We start from the raw sequence: 19,944 nt of genomic DNA, 5'->3' as shown, positions 1-19,944 counted from the left end.
GGTCTCCCTTGAACGTCACCTCCGCAGTACGCCAGGTCGCTGAACGCACGACCTGGTTTAAAAAGCGTAAAAGTTACCGTGTCCTTTACTGGCGTGAAATCAGCCCCCTTGCGGTGCCTATTTTCCTCGAAAACACCTGCGTTTTGCTGATGGGGGTGTTGAGTACGTTCCTGGTCAGCTGGCTGGGAAAAGAGGCGATGGCGGGCGTGGGGCTGGCCGACAGCTTTAACATGGTGATTATGTCGTTTTTTGCCGCCATCGACCTCGGTACCACTGTGGTCGTGGCCTTTAGCCTCGGCAAACTCGACCGGCGGCGGGCGAGGGCGGCGGCGAGACAATCGCTGGTCATCATGACGCTGTTCTCCATTCTGCTGGCGGCGGTGATCCATGCTTTCGGCAGCGAGATCATCGACGTTGTCGCCGGAGACGCCTCGTCACAGGTGAAGGCTCTGGCGTTGACCTATCTGGAGCTGACGGTGCTGAGCTACCCGGCGGCGGCGATTGCGCTGATCGGCAGCGGGGCTTTGCGCGGGGCCGGCAACACCAAAATTCCGCTGTTGATCAACGGCGGGATGAACATCCTCAATATTATTATCAGCAGCATCCTGATTTACGGCGTTTTTTCCTGGCCGGGGCTGGGGTTTGTCGGCGCGGGGCTGGGGCTGACGATCGCCCGTTATATTGGCGCGGTGGCGATCGTGTGGGTCCTGGCGATTGGTTTTAACCCGGCGCTGCGCATTTCGCTGAAGAGTTACTTTAAACCGTTCAACTTCGCGATTATCTGGGAAGTGATGGGCATCGGTATCCCGGCGAGCATCGAGTCGGTGCTGTTCAACGGCGGTAAACTGCTGACGCAGATGTTTGTTGCCGGAATGGGGACTAACGTCATCGCCGGGAACTTTATCGCCTTTTCCGTCGCTTCGTTAATTAACCTGCCGGGGAATGCATTAGGTTCTGCTTCCACCATCATTACCGGTAAACGGCTGGGCAAAGGGCAAATAGGGCAGGCCGAGCGTCAGGCGTGGCACGTGTTCTGGCTATCCACAATCGTGCTGACGGTGATTGCCTGGGGCACCGCGCCGTTCGCTAACCTGATCGCTTCGTTCTATACCAGCGAAGAAGATGTCAAAGTGGTGGTCAAGGAACTGCTGTGGCTGAACGCCTTCTTTATGCCGATCTGGGCGACCTCGTGGATCCTGCCCTGCGCCTTTAAAGGCGCGCGTGATGTGCGCTATACCATGTGGGTGTCGATGCTGGGCATGTGGGGCTGTCGCGTGGTGGCGGGCTATACGCTGGGGATTGTCCTCGGGATGGGCGTTATCGGCGTCTGGCTGGGGATGGTGCTCGACTGGGCGGTGCGCGGCGTGCTGTTCTATTGCCGAATGGTGAGCGGGCGCTGGCTATGGAAATATCCGCGGAGTAAAACTCAAGTGGACGAAAAATAACCGCTTTTCAGGTGAAACGGTACTTTTTACCCAAAATGGAGAATAAATCGGCAAACGATTTAAAATGTGAGAAACAGCCTTTGACAAGGCCCTACGGCGCCGTTAATATTCGCCCCGTTCACACGATTCCTCTGTAGTTCAGTCGGTAGAACGGCGGACTGTTAATCCGTATGTCACTGGTTCGAGTCCAGTCAGAGGAGCCATATTTAAAAAGCCCGCTTAAGGAAACTTAAGCGGGCTTTTTGCTTTTTGTCGCGATTGAAATCTGCGGAAGGCGGACACCTGAGCCGATGCCGAGTGCTCTGTCAACAGAGGGCCCGGTCCGATGAGCGGGCCGGGAAAACTGAGAAACATTGGTCACAACATGCAAGATACGTCTGGTCATCCGCCGGCGTCTCCGGTGGCTAATTCCGGTTCGGCTGCTTATCCCGCCATTCTCTGTGTATCTCTTCCAGACCTTCACGGTAGGTTGTGACGGTGAAATCAGGGAAACGATGTTTAAATTTCGCCGATTCGAACAGGTTGTCATATTCATAGCGCGGCAGCAGTTCCCGAATTTCGCGTATCCCCTTCGAAAACAGACCCGCAACGATCATCCTCTGCTTACTGAGGACGGAATATTCAGCGGCTGTGCCGAACACCTCACCGGCCAGCGTAACAAACTGTTTATAGGTGAGGCGCTGGTCGCAGCAGGGCAGGTGCCAGCTCTGGCCGAAAGCATCCGGGGTATTACCGAGAACAGCAAGGGCGCGACTGGCATCAGGCGTCCAGATGAGCGTACGCAGCTTATCGTCACGTACCGGCACGCGTGGCCGTTCGCCCGTTTTTAGCCTGTCGATGATCAGGGCGTTGGTAAAACTCTGCGTCTTCCCCGGCCCATAGAACTCCGGTGCGCGTCCGATAATGACCGGAATGGCCTTGCGTTTCATCTCTTCAAGCACCATGTTCGTCATTCGGGCGCGCACCTTTCCTTTACGCCCCCTGGGGGCGAAGCGCGTTTCTTCCGTCTGCGGATTGCCGTTCTGCGGGTACATATAGGTATTGTCAAAATAGACAAAACTGGCTCCCGCCGCGCGGGTAGCATCGAGCGCATTTTTCAGCATCGTCGGGAACTGTTGCTCCCACAGCGCCGAGTCCGTCGGCAGCCCCGCGGCGAAATAGACAATGCTGCTGCCTTTTACCGCTTCCCGCGTTTGCGCCGCATCAAGCAGATTGGCCGCGACGGTCACATCGCCGTCGTTCACCTTGCGCGGGCTGCGGCTGACCAGTCTCAGGTCATCGGTGTATGAGCGTTTCAGCTCGCGGGCAAGCTCGCGGGCAATCTGACCGCTGGCGCCCAGAATCGTTTGCATCTCCGTTCCTCATTATTCTCAATCCCGATGCAAGGCATCTGCGTCCGTCACGCGACGTAAACAGTAAAAGGATAGTTTACCGACGTTGCGTAAGGGGCGCGGCGTTTGCATCGCAACCCGCCCCCCGGCTCTGCGGTGGCGAGGGGGCCTCTGGTGATGATTTATCTGCAGGGACCACGGCTGACGAGCGGCCGTGGTCAGCGCATCAGCTATTTACAAACGCCAGCAGGTCCGCATTGACCTGCTCAGCGTGGGTGGTGGGGATCCCGTGCGGGGCCCCTTTGTAGGTTTTCAGCGTACCGTTCCTGACCAGGCTTACGGAAAGTAAACCTGAATCATGGTAGGGAACGACCTGATCGTCATCGCCATGGATGACCAGTACCGGGATGGAAATACGCTTAAGATCTTCGGTGAAATCCGTCTGTGAGAACGCAACGATGCCGTCATAGTGCGCTTTGGCTCCTCCCATCATCCCCTGGCGCCACCAGTTCCAGATCACCGCCTGCGACGGACTGGCTCCCGGCCGGTTGTAGCCATAAAAGGGGCCCGCGGGGACATCGTAATAGAACTGCGCCCTGTTGGCGGCCAGCTGCGCCTGGAAGTCAGCAAACACCGATTCAGGCGTACCTTGCGGATTATGCTCCGTTTTTACCATCAGCGGCGGGACGGCGCTAATCAGTACGGCTTTGGAAACGTTATCTTCGCCATGACGAACGATGTAGCGAACGACCTCGCCGCCGCCGGTTGAATGCCCCACGTGCATGGCGCCCTGTATGCCTAAATGCTGAACGACGGCGGCAACATCGTCGGCATAATGATCCATATCATGGCCGTCCCACACCTGGCTTGAACGCCCGTGACCGCGTCGGTCATGGGCGACGACCCTGAAACCTTTGTTCACAAAGAACAGCATCTGGGCGTCCCAGTCATCGCTGGACAGCGGCCAGCCGTGATGGAAGAAGATCGTTTTTCCCGTTTCAGGTCCCCAGTCCTTATAGAAAATATCAACGCCGTCGCTGGTTGTTACATAACCCATATCGTTTCTCCGGTTCAGTAAGTTGTCAAAGGCAGAGGTGTGTTCCGGGCGCGGCTCGTGCCTGAACGACTGGCGGGCGGATAGACGCCAGAGCTTGCGCACCGGTCCGGCAACGATCTTCTGTTGACCGTGGAAAAAGTATAAGTTTAAAGTTAACTTTAAGGTCAATAGGGGGAATCAATGACATGAGGATTGGTGAACTGGCAAAAGCGACGGGCGTGACGCCCTCCCGTATCCGTTTTTACGAAGCCGAGGGGCTGATTACACCGCCTCCGCGCAAGGGAAATGGCTACCGGAATTATGCTGTGGAAACGGCGGATCTGCTGAAGATCATTGATAACGCGCAGCGCGCGGGCTTTTCACTTGAGCAAATTCGCCGTTTTCTGCCGCAACGACAGAAAAAGTGGGATCATGAGGAGCTGGTACAGTCGCTGAAGACGCGGGTATCGGAGATCGAACTGATGCAACAGCAGCTTGCGAAGAGCAAGCTGGAACTGCTGAATCTGATCGCCAGCATCGCGGATCGGCCTGAAGGGATTTCGTGCGAGGAGAACATGCAGAGGCTGATCGGGCAGTTGCAGGAACCCGCCGCCGGTAAAGGGGAACGGTAACACCGGGTCAGGCAGCGAACGGTCCGCTTAACGCGATTGCCGCTGGCTTAAACAGCCCGCTGGCGGGCTTTTGCTGATTTTCTGCGGCCTCAGAGAGCGCCGGCGGCGCTCGCGCGTTTCTTGTGCTCCAGGATTTTATCCACCCCCTCGACAAACCCTTCTCCTCCGGGACCCTGGCTTATCCACGTCGGCAGCGCCGGAATGGTTGTCAGGTGCTGGCGCAGGGTGCTCATGCCGAGGGTATGCCTGAATCCGGCGAACATCGGGGCATCATTTTCAGAGTCCCCGCAATAAAAGACGCTGTCCTGCGCATCCGGTTCGTCCAGGTGATAAAACGTTCTGAGAACGTGGCGGCTCATCGTCAGTTTATCGTATTCCCCGCACCAGCCCAGCAGCCATAAATTATTGACCGTGGTTTGTAAGCCGGCCGCGTGCAGCGACGAACGCAGCGTGTCGATCTGCGCCGTTCGTTCCGGCAGGTTAAAGGCCAGGCTGGTCAGGCGAAACGGCTGATCTTCAGCAAGGGTCGCCCAGCGGCATGTTTCTGCGATTTCCTCTGCGATGCCATTGAGTTTTTCCAGCACGTCGCGCTGCCGCTCCGCGTGCCAGAAGTGGCGGTCTATCGTCTGCCCCGCGGCGGAGCGCTGAAAGAACAGGCCGCCGTTCTCGCCGATGACGCCATCGACAGGCCACATTCTGACCATCTGATCGCACCATCCTGCCGGGGCGCCGGTGACGGGGATCACCCGGATGTCGGCAGATTGCAGCCGCTCTAATGCCGCGTAGGTGGCGGCAGAAAGCCGCCCGCGAAAGGTGAGCGTCTCATCCATATCGGTCAGAACATACTTTACCGAGGAGAATATTGCCTGTGATGCCTGCGCAAGCGGTCGCATATCCACTCCCAATATAAAAAAACGATTTTATCGCGCTTTGATGAGCTGGCGTTATAACGGAAGGCGATGAGTTATACCGCGGCAGGATGTACCGCGGCTGAAGGCCGGCGCCGGGGGAACAAGCCCGCCTGGTTGTTTCCTCTTTGCCCGCCGTGGCGCCGGGCAAAGAGGGGGAGGGGTCAGCGGAACGGCGGCTCGTTGAAGGTGCGCAGCTTACGAGAATGCATGTGGTCGCCTTCTGCGCGCAGTAAATCAATGGCCTTGATGCCGATCTGCAGGTGCTCAGATATCGCCCCTTCATAGAAGCGGTTGGCCTGACCCGGCAGCTTAATCTCACCGTGCAGCGGTTTATCGGACACGCACAGCAGCGTGCCATACGGGACGCGGAAGCGGTAGCCCTGGGCGGCAATGGTGGCGCTCTCCATGTCGATAGCCACGGCGCGGCTGAGGTTAAAGCGCAGCGCCGAGGCGGAATAGCGCAGCTCCCAGTTGCGGTCGTCCGTGGTAACCACCGTACCGGTACGCAGCCGCTGTTTAACCTCTTCCCCCGGCATGCCGCTGATCTGCTTGGTGGCGTCGTACAGGGCGCGCTGCACCTCGGCAATGCTGGGGATAGGGATATCCGGCGGCAATACCGCATCCAGCACGTGGTCATCACGTAGGTAGGCGTGCGCCAGCACGTAGTCGCCGATGGTCTGGCTTTCACGCAGGCCGCCGCAGTGGCCAATCATCAGCCAGACGTCCGGGCGCAGCACCGCCAGATGGTCACAGATGTTTTTGGCGTTGGCCGGTCCAACGCCAATATTAATCAACGTGATCCCCTGGCCCTCTTTGGTGATCAGGTGCCAGGCGGGCATCTGGTGCTTTTTCCACGCCAGGTCGGAAATGGCCTGTTCCGGCGCTTCCGTATCGGCCGTTATCCAGATGCCGCCGGCACAGGAAAGGGCGATATAGGGGCTGTCGGGATCGAGGATCTGGTTGCATCCCCAGCTCACGAACTCGTCAACGTAGCGGGTGTAGTTGGTGAACAGAACGTACGGCTGGAAATGATCCACCGGCGTCCCGGTATAGTGGCGCAGGCGCGCGAGGGAGAAATCGACGCGCCGGGCGTCGAAATGCGAAAGCGGATGATGCTCGGTCGGATGGAACAGGCCGTCCGCGGTTTCATCGCCGATTTGCGCCAGCTCGGTCGTCGGGAAATAGCGGGTCAGGCCCGCGCTCATCGAGCGATCGAGGGTTAATGCGGAACCGTCAATTACATAAGGATAGGGAATTTCATGCTGCGACAGCTCGACGCTAATATGCGCGCCGTAATCCTGATACAACGACGTGAGTTGCTCCAGCAGATACGAGCGAAACAGTTTCGGATTGGTGATGGTGGTGGTATAGCAACCGGCATGGGTGAAGCGGCCCCAGGCGCGGGTTTTCAGGGCCTTGTGATCGGTGCCGTCCCAGGAAACGGACAGCTGCGGATAGACAAATAAGCCGTTAGCGCGGGCCTCGTCATCAGGAAGAACGTTGTGGTCGATATACTCGCCGATGGCTTTACGTAATGCATTGACCGAACGTTCGTACTGCGCTTCCAGTTGGGTGAGTGCTTGTTCCGGGGTCAGACTGGCGGCCTTGTGGTTCATTTTCGCTCCTTGTTTCAGGTCTGCTGACATGTTCGATAGTATGTCACAGGCAGAAAAGAGCGAAGGGGAATTTTAGCGGCATAGAGGGGAAAGCGATTGTATTCAATATCGTTGAGGTGGGGGCTGGCGTTTATTCGTATCAACGGGCGATGTCCGCCCAGCGTTCGGCGCTAAAATGGACCGCTTTTATCACTTTTAATGTCCTGGCGGTATCGTTGTTGATGCAGTAGCGCGCGTTTGCCAGCGGCGTGAGTTTATCCCCGCATTGTAAACCGCAATCGCGGGATGCAATTTCGGCAATAATCATTAACTGACCGCTTTGTAATACCACGCAATGCGGTTCCGCTTCCTGACCTGATTGTACTTTTTTTACCCACCATTCCATCCGTATTTCCCCGAGCTGCCACATTCCCGGCGATAATTGCCCTTCATCTCTTTTCTGACAATCAGAATAGCCCGTTGGTTTAATCTATGTTTAAAAAGACCCGCGTTGCCTCTGATAGAACGGGCAACCCGGTTTAACGACCACGCTGTGTAATAAAAAATGGAAAGTGAGATGACCATAATGCGTTTTATCCGACTCCGGCATCAGTCGCGATCAAAAATTATCAACGCGGTGAAAAAAGTCGCTATTGGGCTGGCGCTGGTGGTTATCGTCTTTTTTATTGGCCGTATTTACGAATCGCAGCGCGGCCCGGCGCTGCACAGCTGGCATACCTGGTCGGCCGATGAAATGACCGCCGACGAGATCGACCGCGCCACCTTTGCCGATTACCGGGGGCGCGAAGAGGCGATTTTCCGCGATATGCGCCGCAACCTGACCGACACGCTGCGCGATGATGAAAAAACGCCGCTTAACCGTTTTTACGCCCACAGTCAGGTCTACCCGGCGCAATTTAATCCCGACTGGAACCGTTCAATGATTCTGCTGCCGTCGGGCAAACCGCGCGGCGCCGCCGTGCTGCTGCACGGTCTGACGGATTCGCCCTACAGTATGCGCTATCTGGCGCTGGAGTATCAGCGCCAGGGGTATGTCGCGGTGATCCCCCGTCTGCCGGGGCATGGGACGGCGCCGGGAGCGCTGACCGACGTCGACCGGGAACAGTGGATGGCGACGACCCGGCTGGCGGTAAGGGAAGCCACGCGGCTGGCGGGCCCGGATGTCCCGCTGTCTCTTGTTGGCTATTCCAACGGCGGCGCGCTGGCGCTGAAATATACGCTCGACGGGCTGGAGGATAGCACGCTGCGTCGGCCGCAGCAGCTGGTTCTGCTGTCGCCGATGATTGGCGTTACCGCATTTGCCCGCTTTGCCGGGTTGGCGGGGCTGCCCTCGGTCTTCCCGGCTTTTGCCCGTGCGGCATGGCTGAACGTGGTGCCGGAGTTTAATCCCTGGAAGTACAACTCATTTCCGGTGAAAGCGGCCCGGCAATCGTGGCTGTTAACCCAGGCGCTACAGCAGCAAATTAGCCAGGCGTACCGCAGCCAGCGGCTCGCGGCGCTGCCGCCGGTCTTGACCTTCCAGTCGGTGATGGACTCCACGGTCAGCACCCGGGCGGTGGTCAATTCGCTGTATCGCTATTTACCCGACAACGGCAGCGAGCTGGTGATGTTTGACATTAATCAGGCGGCGAACCTCCGTGCGCTGTTCCGGCCGGCGCTCTACTCGGCGGTCAACTCGCTCTTACCGCCGCCGCCGCGGCGCTACGACACTACGGTGATCACCAATGCCTCGCCCACCACCTACGAGACGGTGGCCCGTGAGACGCCGGCGGGGGAGCGGACCGATCGCGTGACGCCGCTGGATATTGCCTGGCCGCAGGATATGTATTCGCTCTCTCATGTTGCGGTGCCGTTCCCGCTCAGCGATTCGCTGTATGGTCGTGAGCCTACGGAAAAAAATCTGTACGGCATTAGCCTCGGCACCATTTCGCTCCGCGGTGAAACCTCAACCCTGAGCGTGGGGCTGGATACCCTGATGCGTGTGACCTCCAACCCGTTCTTTCCCTATATGATGGCGCGTATTCATCGCGATCTCGCCTGCGAGGGGCGCCCCGACCGGGCGCGATGCATTAAATCTGCGGCATCAGAAGAGCGTCGCGTGCATGAGGGTGCGGACAAGAATTCCCACGATGGCGCCCGGCGCCGCAAAGCGGAACAGGCGCACAAAGCGGGAGCTGACCCCGAGAAAGATGCCAATACCGGGGAGATCGAAGGTCTGAATTAATAGCCCGGCGGAGGCGTTAATCTGGCTGACGGTCACTTTCCCCTGCTGGATTAATTCGGAGATGACGCCAAAATAGGCGGTACCGCCGGCGACGCATTTCACCAGCGTCGGCAGGACAAAGTTAACCGGGATATTCAACCATAGCAGCAGCGGCATCAGCAGGCGCTGAAGCAGTTCGATAACGCCGGCCGCCTGCATCAACCCGACGATAGTCAATGACAGGATCAGCATTGGGACGGCGCCAAGCGCCAGACGGATCGCGTCGGAACCGGCGCTGTTGATCACGGCGATAATTCCCTGATTGCTTTGCTCGGCGTTGGGCAGGGCTTCAGCCCGCGGGTTTTCGACAACCGAGAGCCTGCGGCCGGTGATGTGCCAGGTGGCCGCCGCGGCGCACAGACCGCCGATAACTGAAATGGTAATCGAGGCCATCCAGTGTAGGCCAAAAGGCGTTAAAGGATAGAATACGTTGCCTTGTCCCATGGCAAAAACCATGGCGAGGGTGGCGGCCATCTGCCGGTCCGAGACGCCGCGTTTATCCATGATCGATAAGGTGGCCAGCGGGGCGGCAAAGCTGACGAAATTTATCTGAATCAGCGCAAATGCGCTCATGCCGCCGAGGCCAAAAGGCTTGAGCAGCGGGGCGACCCAGCGGACGATAACGTCCAGTACGCCGCGCACTTCCAGATATTTCATGATGATCAGCATGACCACCATAATGGGTAACAACGTATAAAGCGCGACATCAACGGAGGATTTTCCCGCCGACATAATAATGCCGATAAGATCCATTTATTTCTCAATCACCGCATATCGAAAGAATAATAAACGTCAATCATAATCCCCGCCGGAAGGAATTGATATGGCTTCGCGCCGTTCACCGTTTCGCATCGGTCGGTTTCAGGATGAAAATAAGAAAATCATATTCCCCGCCCGGTGATTAAATGAAAACTTATGTCCGCTCAGTCATTATTTCGATATAGGGTTCCCCGGCCGCTGCGCGCCCGCGACCACAGTTCATCATCATCCAGCGAGGTCTGAATCAGTTCGATCGGCACCCCGGCATCGTTAATGACCGCGACAAAGTAATCATCAATTGGCTCATAGGGGCCCAGAATAACCTCTTCGCCTTCGATGGCCTGAAGCAGATTATCCACCTTAAAGGCCACGTGCGGTACCGTTCGCAGCAGCGGATGAAGCGGCGAGTCGGCATCAAAACGATGCCACTGCACGCGGAATTTCCCCGGATTATCCGCGGTATACATCCCCGCTTTTTCACTGTAAGTCCCGCTGGTGTCACCGTCCCGAACGGGAATGCCAAAATGGTGGAATACGTAAACAATATCTTTTTTCATCGCAACACCTTTCTTGTTACTTTTTCGTCAACCCGCTCCACGCGCTATCTGTGGGGGGCGATGACCTTGTGCGGACCGGACGGATATGCCCGGGGCGGACGACATGACTATATCAGTGAGTGGCGGTTTTTCGTAGCCGCCATAGAAACCACGGCGCGCCGATAAAGGCGGTCAGCAAGCCTGCCGAAACGGGCCATGGCCAGGCGATATTGCGCCCCAGCCAGTCTGCCAGCACCATTAACAGTCCACCGACTAACGCGGCCGTTACCAACTGCTGGCGTAAAGCATGCGCTCCCAGCACCCTCGCGCACTGTGGGGCAAGCAAACCAACAAAACTGAGCGGTCCCACCAGCAGCGTGCCTGCCGCCGTAAGCAGCGCGGTCAGCAGCAAAATGAGTAACTGGCTGCGTCGCAGCGACATGCCCGCAGACCGCGCGGTGAGCTGCCCCAGCCCGAGCAGCGTCAGCCAGCGCTGCATCATCAGCGCCGGCGGGCACAGGATGGCGGTGGCGATCAGCGCGCCGCTGGCCAGCGCGGCGTCAATATTGGCGGTGGAGCCGGTGCTCCAGTTCAGCAACATCAGCGCGCGCGGATCGCCGCTTAACATCAGCACCATATTTAGCGCCCCGGCGAAGCTGGTCAGGCTCAGCCCGATGAGGACCATTTTTTGTCGGCTGAACCGGCTACGTAAGCCAAATAAAAACAGCAAAGCAATCGTGATCAGGCTGCCGAACAGCGCGGATGGCAGCAGGAGGGTCAGCGGAGCAGGGGTAAAAAGGACGGTCAGCAGCACCGCCAGCGCGGCGCCGCTGCTGATACCCGTGAGCTCAGGGCTGGCCATGACATTGCCGGTCAGACGTTGAATCAGCACCCCGGCGCATGCCAGCATCATTCCGGCGCATAGCGCGCCGACCATTCGCGGCCAGCGCCATGCCAGCAGGTGAGCGGCCACGGCGCCCGGCGGCTCCCGGTTGAGCCATAGAGAGGCGAGTATCGCCAGCGCCAGCAGCAGGATCAGAAGCGGCACATGGCGGCGCTTTAATGGCGGGCGTGCCCGGCTGTCGCTCACAGACACTACGCCGCCGGTCAAGCGCTGACGGAGCAGCATCAGCAGCAGCGGCGCACTCAACAGCGCGGTGGCCGCTCCCGCCGGAATATCGCCGGCGGCGGGGGAGTAACGCAAGGCCAGCTGATCGACCAGGAGCAGGAGTACCGCGCCGGTGACAAGGGTGGCGCCAAGCTGCTGGCCTAAACGGCGCCCCCCCCCGGCCTTGACCATGGCCGGCGCCGCAAGACCAATAAAGCTGATGATCCCCACCTGGCTGGTGATGATAGCGCTGAGCGCCACCGCAGTACCTAATGTGATGAGGCGAATCCGCAGGACCGAAACGCCCAATGCGCCGGCATGTTGCCCGGATAAGCCGAGGATGGTCAGCGGGCGCAGCAGAAGCAGGCTGATGAGGAGTGCGGGCAGCAGCGCAACGGCCAGCGCTTTACTGCTGGCCCAGCCGCTTTGCGTTAACGCGCCGGCCTGCCAGCTAAAGAGATCGCTCAGGTAATCGTGGTTGAATAGCACCAGTAGCGTATTCAGCGCGTTGCCGTACAGACTGAGCACCATCCCGACCAGAATTACGCTGAGCGGCGCGAACTGACGGCCCGCGGTCAACCAGAGAAGAATCAGTATGACCCCTGTTGAACCCAGCAGCGCCAACGTGGGCAAGCCGAGCGTCAGCAGGCCCGGAGCGAAAACCAGCGCAGCCGACATCGCCAGGTTAGCGCCTGCGGCAACGCCGAGCGTACCCGGCTCGGCCAGAGGGTTGCGTAATACCTGCTGGAACAGTAATCCCGCCAGCGCCAGCCCCGCGCCGCAAAGCAGGCTGACGGTGACGCGGGGAAGGAAGCTTTGTTCCAGCAGGAGCGAGGCCAGCGATGCGGGATAACGCGTCACCAGCGCCAGATAATTCCCGCCGGTTAAGACGATGGCGGCCGCGGCGCAGATAAAAAAGCCGGCTATCGCGCGCGAGGGCCTCATTTGACGCTTCCCAGGATCCGGGCTATTTGTCCGGCCAGCCCAAGAGCGGTGGCCAGACTGCCAAAGGGGAAAAAGTGTTCCAGCCGGGAAACGCGGCGCGCGGCAACGATCGGCAGATGCTGCCACAAACCGTTAGCTTGTCTGGCCCACATCAGGCGGGTCAGCGTCGTCGGCAGCTCAGTATAAAAAAGCCAGTCGCAGGGGAGGTCCGCCAGCGCTTCGATACGCACGCGCGCGACGTGGATTGCGCTGACCGGTTTTTGCCAGGCATTGGTGAGGCCAAGCTGGCGTAAAACGGCATCGGCAAGGCTACCGGGGCCATAGACCGTGGCGTACTTACCATCCTGATCGAGGACCATTACCAGGATTTTTGCCCGTTCACGGGCGGCCAGACGCCGGCGTAACGCCGCTATTTCCGTCTCGGCATATTGCAACCAGCGCGCTGCGCAAGGGCCGACGTCCAGACGATGAGCGAGCTGTCGCGTCCAGTCACCCAACCCCCGCCACAAATCGCCGGGCGTGGAGTAGGCGCTGACCGTTTCCACCGGCGCAATGGTCGCCATTTTGGCCATGATGGCGGCGGGCAGCACGTCGCTGAGGATCAGCGAGGGGCGCAGGGCGTCGAGCATTTCCATATTCGGTTCCCAGAAAGGACCCACGTCCAGTACGCTTGCCGGCAGAACGGGTTGGATTATCCGTCAGCGAAAATAGCGGCTATCGGAAATCGCCAGCGGCGTCACGCCAATGCTGAGCAGCGTTTCAGCCGCGGCCCAGTTAATGGCGACAATCCGGCGGCTATCCAGACGCGTCATCCCGGCATGCGCCACCATCGGTAGCATAATGAGCGCCTGCAGGCAGGCGCGGCGGCTGATTCCTTTTGACATCAGAAGTTAAGCTTCAGTGAGCCGATGAAGGTTCGTTCCTGCCCGGGATAGCAACTGGTGTCGCCATCGCAGGTTCCGACGTAGTGATGATCCAGCAGGTTCTGGATGTTGAAACCCAGCTGGATATGCTTATTCACCTGATATTTCACTCCGGCGTCGACCAGGGTGACGTTTTTAACCGGCAGAGTATTGGCGTTATCGCCGTACATGCTGCCAATATAGCGCACGCCGGTGCTGAGCAGCAGTCCATCCAGCGCCCCCTGGTGAAACGCGTAGTTCATCCACGCTGAGGCCATCTGTTTCGGCACGTTAGCCTGTTGTTTCCCCCGGTCGCCATTGTTGCTTTTGCTGATTTCAGCATCGGTCCAGGTATACGAGGCCAGCACATCGACGTTTTCCGCGATCTGCGCCTGGGTTTCCCACTCGATGCCGCGGGAGCGTACTTCTCCGGAGGCGACCTGATAACCGGTTGCCACGCCGTTGACGATTTCATTGGTCAGGACGTTGGTTTTGCTGATGTTAAACGCCGCCAGGGTCATCAGCAGACGGCTGTCCGGTTGATATTTCACCCCGACTTCGTACTGGCGCGCTTTGCTGGGCTCGAAGGTTCGATTTTGGCTATCGCTCCCGCTGTTGGGTACGAACGACTCGGCATAGCTGATGTAAGGGGCGAGGCCGCTTCCCGACAGCCAGGTTAGCCCCGCGCGACCGGTCCACGCCCCTTTATCTACCCATGAAGTCGTGTCGTTCAGGTTGTTACGCGTGCGCATACTGACGTCGTCGTGGCGCCCGCCCAGCGTCAGCAGCCAGCTATCGGTCAGGTGGATTTGATCCTGTAAGTAGAGGCCAAGCTGCGCGGTGGTCTGATCGTTATCGTTGAGCGCATAGGTCGGATCCGGGATATCCACGCCGTAGACCGGGTTGTTGATATTGAGCGGCGGCGCGACTGCGCCAAAGCGTTTGGCGTTCCCGTCCAGCCAGCTGTAATCCACTCCGGCCAGCAGTCGGTGCGCAAGGGTGGCTGTGTTGAAATCCAGCTGCAGCTGGTTATCCACGTTGAACGCATGCATGTGTTCGTCAAAACGCACGGCGTTGCGCGCCAGCGTACCGGCGGCGAAATCCGGATCGCCGGGCAGCAGGTTATTGAGGATGGTATCGGTTTGTCCGTAGCGCAGGTTCTGGCGAAACTGTACGTTTTCCGTCAGCTGCTGGCTGAACTCATAGCTGACGGTGAACTGCTGCTGGCGAAAGCGGTTATAGCTGTAGTCGCCGAGCAGCGTGTCGGTTATTTTCCCGCCTGGTTTCGTCAGGACGGCAATGGTGCCGCCGGAGGTATCGCGCAGATAATCCGCGCGAAGGGTCAGGCTGGTATCGGCGGAGGGAAGCCACGTCAGCGTCGGCGCAAGGTACAGACGGTTATCTTCAACCTGCGGGCCATCCTGATACTGGAACTGGGTATCGCTATTGCGGGCGAGCCCCACGACCCGGTACAACCACTGGCCTTGCTCATCCAGCTTATCGCTGACATCAAACTGCGCCTGGCGGCGGTTGAAATTACCGAGCTGAATTTCCACCTCGTGAACGCCGCGCGCATCCGGCATTTTACTGACCCGATTGATAATCCCGCCGGCGTCCCCCAGACCAAACAGCGTCGATGAGGGGCCGCGGACGATATCGATACGTTCGAGCGCGTAAGGTTCGGTACGGAAATAGCTGTAGCTGTTGTTGAGCTGGCGCAGGCCGTCGCGGTAATCATTGGTGGTCAGCGCGTTGAAGCCGCGGATATAGATCCAGTCATAGCCTTTAGGATCGACGCCGTAGGTCTCCGTCTTGACGCCGGGTACGTAGCGTAGCGCTTCGGTGACGCTTTGCACATTCTGGCGATCCAGTCGTTGACGTGTGATCACCGAAACCGACTGCGGAACTTCCAGTAGCGGGGTGTCCGTTTTCGTGCCGCTGGTGGTCTGCTGCGCCACCGCCGCCGATGCGGTGCTCCCCCCGGTGACGGTGATCGTCTCTTCGCCCGCGGCGACCGGTGTCACTGAAACCGTATCGCCGTTTAACGTCCAGCTCAGTCCGCTGCCTGCCAGCAGCCGGCCGAGCGCGGCGTCAAGCGTCATCGAGCCGGAAACGGCTGGGGCGATTTTGCCGGAAAGGGTGGCGGGGGCGGCAATCAGCTGAACGTTAGCCTGCTTGACTAACTGATTCAATGATGCCGTCAGCGGCTGCGCAGGCAGTGCGACGTTCAGCGTTACCGCCGCATAAACGCCAGAAACCGGTAACGCTGCCGCCAGCGCAATATGGTAGGTACGAAACGCACGCGAAACGGAAAAAAAGGCCATTCTTCATCCCCAGAGTTTTGACGAATAATAATCATTCTCTTCTGAAGACGAAGCGCGCGGGAAAACCCTGACGTCAGTTTTGATTATTTTTTACTGCCGCTGAAGATAAGCTAATAATATATTGATTATCCTTGTTTTTTATTTTTACCGGCAGTACGCGCGGCAGCGCGGTGGCAAAACTGTTCACCCGGGCGATCGCAAAACTCCCGCTGACGCGCAGCGCTGCCACGGCCGGGGAGTCAAGGGTGAGAGGCACCTCGGTGTAGCGGGCGAATTCCGCCAGCGCCATATCCAGGCGGATGTTTTCCAGAACGATGCGATCGTCACGCCATGCGGCAATATTTTCCGCCGGAAGCGGGGGACGAGAAGCCAGCATACCTTGCGCATCGCTGGTAGCGCGTTCAGAGGTGCGCAGCACGGTCAGATAGCGAGCAGCCTGCGGCAAGTGCAGATGTTGCATGGCGCGCCACCAGCGATTTTGCCAGATCCCGCGCGGGCCGACGCGCACGGCGCCGGTGCTGACGGCGATATCGGTACCGTCGCCGCTCAGGGTATGTGGGAGATAGCGTACGCTGAACTCGGTACCGACCACGGTGACCCGGGTCGGGCCGCTGAGCACCTCGAACGGACGTTGCGGCTGGTGCACAACCTTAAAGAAAGCTTGCCCTTGCGGCATCACCACCTCCCGGCGGTGGGCAAAATAGCGTACGGTTAACTGCGTCCCGGCATCAAGGGAGATGGTGCTTCCGTCGGGCAGGTCTATCTGCCGGATCTCTCCGCGCCCGGTGTGCCAGCTGGCGCTATAGATCGGCGCAGCAAACTCGTGGCGCAGGGGGAAAAAGAGGATCGCCGCCAGCAAAAAGAGCGCGCAACCCCAGCGCAGAGGACGCCAGACCGAACGACGCGCGGTGACCGGTCGCCGATGTGCGACATCGCGAAGCGGCAGGCGTGCCGTCTCCTGCCACAGTTCGCGAAGGTCGTCGTATTCAGCCTGATGCGCCGGAATTTGCAGCCAGCGCTGAAAATCGGTTTTCTCGGCGGGCGTCATACCTTCCCGCTGGCGGAGCAGCCAGCGGATCGCCTGTTCAGCAATAGTCAGCTCATCTTGATGGGTCATCGCGGCTTCCTTGTGGGCGGTTCTTCACGCCAGCTGTCGCGACAGGTGCGACAGGCCAGCATGGCTCGAATAATATGCTTTTCTACCATATTGGTTGAAATGCCCATTCTGCTGGCGACCTCGCTTTGCGATAGGCCGTCAATTCGATGCAGGATAAATGCCTCACGGCAGCGCGGCGGCAGTTGTTCAATGGTGGCAACGAGGCGGTCGATATACTGCTGTTTCTCGATCAGGCTATCCGGCTGCTCATGACCCGGCGCCAGCAGTTCATCCGCCGCCATCTCCTGGGCGTGGTGGTGGCGCTGGCGATAGCGATCGACCAAAAGATTTCTGGCGATATGGTAGAGCAAGCCGCGGTGCGATGAAACCTTTTCAGGAGAGGCCAACGCGCGGCTGAATGTCTCCTGGGTAAGCTCCTCGGCGAGGTGTGTGTCCCGCAGTTTCCGACTGAGAAAGCGGAACAGTTCCGTATAGTAACGCTCAAACGCTGACAAGATAGCTTCCCAACGACCGCGCATTTCTGCGTGGGGTTAGCGAAAAGGGGGTTGCCCTATTTAAATGAAAATAGTTATCGTTATCAAGATGGAAACTGTAGGGATATCGCCAGCGGTCCGTCATTCGCCGCCTGCGCGCTGATGCGGCTCCAGCGTCGGGGTGACGGTGAAGCGGGAGCATGACGCGGGGCGGAATCGTCAGCAGATAAAAGGATGTGGCAGGCGCCCGTTTGCGGCCTGTTCGCTAGGAATAAATTTTTCGCGCCTTCTCCGCTATGCATACTTATTTATTTTCTGCTGCCTGTATGTAGGTACGATGAGTAAGAGTTGTTGTCATTTGTTATGCCGATCGTTATTTCTCCTGTAACGCTGCGCAAACCGGTTGGCTATTTTTACGGCTGAAATTAAACGCCAGGCAAACAACTTTATTTTTCGGTGTTGCGTAAATATTGCAGGAAATAAGTTTTCGTGGGCTGAAAACATCAGCTAGCTGAATGGCAAGGCATAAAACCTATTGAATCATTTATATATTAATTTCTCTGATGTTGCTGCGCTGTTGGTTCGAGGTAAATGCCCGGCTATTCTTGATAGTTTTCGCTGATTGTTTTCTTTGCTTCGATAGTTATTATTGTTTTGAGATTTTTCTCTCTTAGTTTAATTATTATTCTTATGAAAATAACTGTTAGTATTATAAAGTTATTTAAATAAAACTAAAATAAATGAAAATCACAGCATGATTTTCTTAAGTGGCTATTTTTCTCGATTGTCAGCTTTCGAGTATGGAAGTTTTCTTATTTCGTTTTGTTCCCCTGGGGGATTGTCATTTGATATTTTTTGTCCAGGCGGAAAAATATCGCCGTAGGACGGTAGTTGGTATTGATGATATGAATTTTACGGGCTGATCGTTTTCATTAGATGATGTGATGTTTTTAAATTGATATATATCAATATTTTTTATGGAATCAGTGTCTAATCATATTGTTGTCATTCGTTATGTCAATCTGCTTATAGGATTATTACTAAAAAATAAGATTTATTTTTCCATGTATTTAATCATTTTAATTTTAATGGGGTGGGGCGACTTTCTAAATGATATGTTTTATCTATTAAATCCACTCCGTAGCGGCGTTAAAAACTGTTAGGAAATTTTCTGGCGCTGTGTTTTAACTGGGGGTGTAAGAAAGCGGTTCTGAATGTATTAAAATGTATCTCGCGATGCATGTGTTTCTGTGGCTTTTTAAGAGAGAAAATGAAATATCATATCGTATCAGATAATTTGTATTTTCTCCTTGGCGTAAGAGGGTTGTTTAACCAGAAAGAAATTTTTGCATTTATATATCATACCGATGAAATGTCGATGGTGGAGTTGATGCGTGAAATAAATAATCAGCTTAAACCTGGGGATGTTCTGGTGATCGCCGTCCGTAATATCCACATCCGGCGCGATCTGATGAAATTACCAAAGGTATTTCTGGCGAAGGTTTTGTTTATACCCTTCTTCACCGTAAATGCGAAAACCACAGGTGCGCTTCCCTGGATACTGGCCAGCAATGTCACGGCAGAGGCGTTCTTTGTTGTGCTGCGGCAGATCGAGAAAGCCGTTTTTATGAGGAAACGTATTACTTATGAAAATCTTGTTGCGATGGATTTCTTGACCCAAGGCGAAAAGATAACCAACCTGGCTGAGATCTCCGGGTGGAATATAAAAAAACTCTACTATCAGCGCACGGTTCTTTTAAAAAAAACGGGTCTGTCACGGACGACAGATCATGAAGTACTGTTATCCAGAGATATTCTATCGTTATTAAGGAGATTTAACTTCGAGACGAAATCCAATTCTCCAACTCAGCGGTTATCCGTTACAGGATGAAGACTATTTATAATTTCAGTTGTTAAGGGATATATATGAAAAAGCAGACAACACGCATGGCGATCATTTCGGCGGCAGTGGCTCTGGCGGGCATTTCAATGAATGCCAGCGCGGTGGATGGCACGATTACTTTTCAGGGCACGGTAACCTCCAGCGCCTGTACTACCCATGTGGGGGTGGCGCCTGCCGGAGGCACGCCGGGGCACACGACTATCGTTAACCTTCCGCCGGTCTCGGCCGATACCCTGAATAACGCCTCCGGCACCTACGCTGGCCATACGGCGTTTACTATTCAACTGACCGGCTGTCAGGCCGCCGGGGGGCTGAACAGCATCCGCGCGACATTTACCACCGGGTCACCGGCTGTCGGCGACAGTACGGTAATGCGTAATACCACATCCGGCGGCGCTGCCGACGTGGCGGTGGCGATTCTCACATCACAAAGTGCGCCGATTCACCTGAACGGCGGCACGCAGATCGATCCTGGCGTCGCGTTGCCTACCGGCTCTGCGGGGGCGGTGACCCTGAATTACCTGGCGGCGTATAAGTCGTTGAGTACCGCGGTGACGTCCGGCCCGGTGACAGGCGTTGCCGACTACGTCATCTCCTATTTCTAACGCCTGTAACAACCGTTCTGCCAATGAGAAAAGCCGGC

The 19,944-nt window shown here is 57.0% G+C and carries 17 protein-coding genes, 1 tRNA gene and 1 pseudogene; 6 read left to right on the top strand and 13 right to left on the bottom strand.

Annotated elements, in window-relative coordinates; genetic code table 11:
* Window positions 1-8: 8 nt before the first annotated feature.
* Both ACI2JR_RS11405 and ACI2JR_RS11400 read left to right on the top strand, forming a co-directional pair.
* The gene (locus tag ACI2JR_RS11405) at window positions 9-1,445 is read left to right on the top strand and encodes an EmmdR/YeeO family multidrug/toxin efflux MATE transporter (RefSeq protein WP_132725070.1); all 1,437 of its coding nucleotides are present in this window, start codon (window positions 9-11) and stop codon (window positions 1,443-1,445) included.
* A gap of 127 nt (window positions 1,446-1,572) precedes the next feature.
* Window positions 1,573-1,648: transfer RNA gene (locus tag ACI2JR_RS11400), tRNA-Asn, on the top strand.
* Between the two features lie 201 nt (window positions 1,649-1,849).
* Here ACI2JR_RS11400 and ACI2JR_RS11395 read toward each other — a convergent pair.
* Window positions 1,850-2,797, bottom strand: coding sequence for an NAD-dependent epimerase/dehydratase family protein (locus tag ACI2JR_RS11395; protein WP_462478581.1), 948 nt, complete (start codon window positions 2,795-2,797; stop codon window positions 1,850-1,852).
* Window positions 2,798-3,002: 205 nt separating this feature from the next.
* A complete protein-coding gene (locus tag ACI2JR_RS11390; RefSeq protein WP_462478580.1) occupies window positions 3,003-3,833 on the bottom strand; it encodes an alpha/beta fold hydrolase in 831 nt (276 codons plus the stop codon).
* Between the two features lie 185 nt (window positions 3,834-4,018).
* On the opposite strand from ACI2JR_RS11390, the gene ACI2JR_RS11385 reads away from it, so the two are divergent.
* Window positions 4,019-4,444, top strand: a complete 426-nt coding sequence (locus ACI2JR_RS11385; RefSeq protein WP_462478579.1) for a MerR family transcriptional regulator — start codon at window positions 4,019-4,021, stop codon at window positions 4,442-4,444.
* Window positions 4,445-4,533: 89 nt separating this feature from the next.
* Here ACI2JR_RS11385 and ACI2JR_RS11380 read toward each other — a convergent pair whose 3' ends face one another.
* From ACI2JR_RS11380 to ACI2JR_RS11370, 3 genes are all read right to left on the bottom strand, one after another.
* Complete coding sequence (locus tag ACI2JR_RS11380; RefSeq protein ID WP_462478578.1) at window positions 4,534-5,337, bottom strand: HAD-IIB family hydrolase; 804 nt, start codon at window positions 5,335-5,337, stop codon at window positions 4,534-4,536.
* Window positions 5,338-5,516: 179 nt separating this feature from the next.
* On the bottom strand, window positions 5,517-6,971 hold the full coding sequence (locus tag ACI2JR_RS11375) for an AMP nucleosidase (protein WP_132725060.1): 1,455 nt from the start codon (window positions 6,969-6,971) through the stop codon (window positions 5,517-5,519).
* Window positions 6,972-7,110: 139 nt separating this feature from the next.
* Window positions 7,111-7,356 (bottom strand): histidine kinase, encoded by a 246-nt coding sequence (locus ACI2JR_RS11370; protein ID WP_132725058.1) that lies wholly within the window; start codon window positions 7,354-7,356, stop codon window positions 7,111-7,113.
* Between the two features lie 171 nt (window positions 7,357-7,527).
* Here ACI2JR_RS11370 and ACI2JR_RS11365 point away from each other — a divergent pair, with 171 nt between their 5' ends.
* Window positions 7,528-9,195, top strand: coding sequence for an alpha/beta hydrolase (locus ACI2JR_RS11365; protein ID WP_462478577.1), 1,668 nt, complete (start codon window positions 7,528-7,530; stop codon window positions 9,193-9,195).
* Window positions 9,196-9,693: 498 nt separating this feature from the next.
* Here the strand turns inward: ACI2JR_RS11365 and ACI2JR_RS11360 are convergent.
* The 8 genes and pseudogenes from ACI2JR_RS11360 to ACI2JR_RS11325 all read right to left on the bottom strand — a co-directional run.
* Window positions 9,694-9,966: pseudogene (locus ACI2JR_RS11360) on the bottom strand (nucleoside recognition domain-containing protein); the annotation flags it as partial.
* A gap of 191 nt (window positions 9,967-10,157) precedes the next feature.
* On the bottom strand, window positions 10,158-10,550 hold the full coding sequence (locus tag ACI2JR_RS11355) for a VOC family protein (protein WP_462478576.1): 393 nt from the start codon (window positions 10,548-10,550) through the stop codon (window positions 10,158-10,160).
* 112 nt (window positions 10,551-10,662) lie between these two features.
* A complete protein-coding gene (fhuB, locus tag ACI2JR_RS11350; protein ID WP_462478575.1) occupies window positions 10,663-12,582 on the bottom strand; it encodes a Fe(3+)-hydroxamate ABC transporter permease FhuB in 1,920 nt (639 codons plus the stop codon).
* Window positions 12,579-13,241: an ABC transporter substrate-binding protein gene (locus ACI2JR_RS11345; RefSeq protein ID WP_462478574.1), complete on the bottom strand. Its 663-nt coding sequence runs from the start codon at window positions 13,239-13,241 to the stop codon at window positions 12,579-12,581. Before ACI2JR_RS11345 ends, fhuB begins: the two co-directional genes overlap by 4 nt.
* Window positions 13,242-13,280: 39 nt before the next feature.
* Window positions 13,281-13,466 carry a hypothetical protein gene (locus tag ACI2JR_RS11340; protein ID WP_462478573.1) on the bottom strand — a complete coding sequence of 62 codons (186 nt, stop codon included), beginning with the start codon at window positions 13,464-13,466 and terminating at the stop codon, window positions 13,281-13,283.
* The gene (locus ACI2JR_RS11335; protein ID WP_462478572.1) at window positions 13,466-15,808 is read right to left on the bottom strand and encodes a TonB-dependent siderophore receptor; all 2,343 of its coding nucleotides are present in this window, start codon (window positions 15,806-15,808) and stop codon (window positions 13,466-13,468) included. The genes ACI2JR_RS11340 and ACI2JR_RS11335 overlap by 1 nt, the downstream gene beginning before the upstream one ends.
* Before the next feature lie 73 nt (window positions 15,809-15,881).
* Window positions 15,882-16,925: a FecR family protein gene (locus ACI2JR_RS11330; protein ID WP_462478571.1), complete on the bottom strand. Its 1,044-nt coding sequence runs from the start codon at window positions 16,923-16,925 to the stop codon at window positions 15,882-15,884.
* Window positions 16,922-17,419, bottom strand: a complete 498-nt coding sequence (locus tag ACI2JR_RS11325) for an RNA polymerase sigma factor (RefSeq protein ID WP_462478570.1) — start codon at window positions 17,417-17,419, stop codon at window positions 16,922-16,924. The genes ACI2JR_RS11330 and ACI2JR_RS11325 overlap by 4 nt, the downstream gene beginning before the upstream one ends.
* Window positions 17,420-18,668: 1,249 nt before the next feature.
* Between ACI2JR_RS11325 and ACI2JR_RS11320 the strand changes: the two genes are divergently transcribed.
* Both ACI2JR_RS11320 and ACI2JR_RS11315 read left to right on the top strand, forming a co-directional pair.
* Window positions 18,669-19,289 carry a hypothetical protein gene (locus ACI2JR_RS11320; RefSeq protein ID WP_462478569.1) on the top strand — a complete coding sequence of 207 codons (621 nt, stop codon included), beginning with the start codon at window positions 18,669-18,671 and terminating at the stop codon, window positions 19,287-19,289.
* A gap of 35 nt (window positions 19,290-19,324) precedes the next feature.
* Window positions 19,325-19,906 carry a fimbrial protein gene (locus tag ACI2JR_RS11315; protein WP_462478568.1) on the top strand — a complete coding sequence of 194 codons (582 nt, stop codon included), beginning with the start codon at window positions 19,325-19,327 and terminating at the stop codon, window positions 19,904-19,906.
* Window positions 19,907-19,944: the final 38 nt, after the last annotated feature.

The sequence above is a fragment of the Klebsiella sp. NPDC088457 genome (genome assembly GCF_044900465.1).
GTDB lineage: Bacteria > Pseudomonadota > Gammaproteobacteria > Enterobacterales > Enterobacteriaceae > Klebsiella.
The sequence above is the reverse complement of the archived record's forward strand: the minus strand, read 5'-3'. Positions and strand labels throughout refer to the sequence as shown.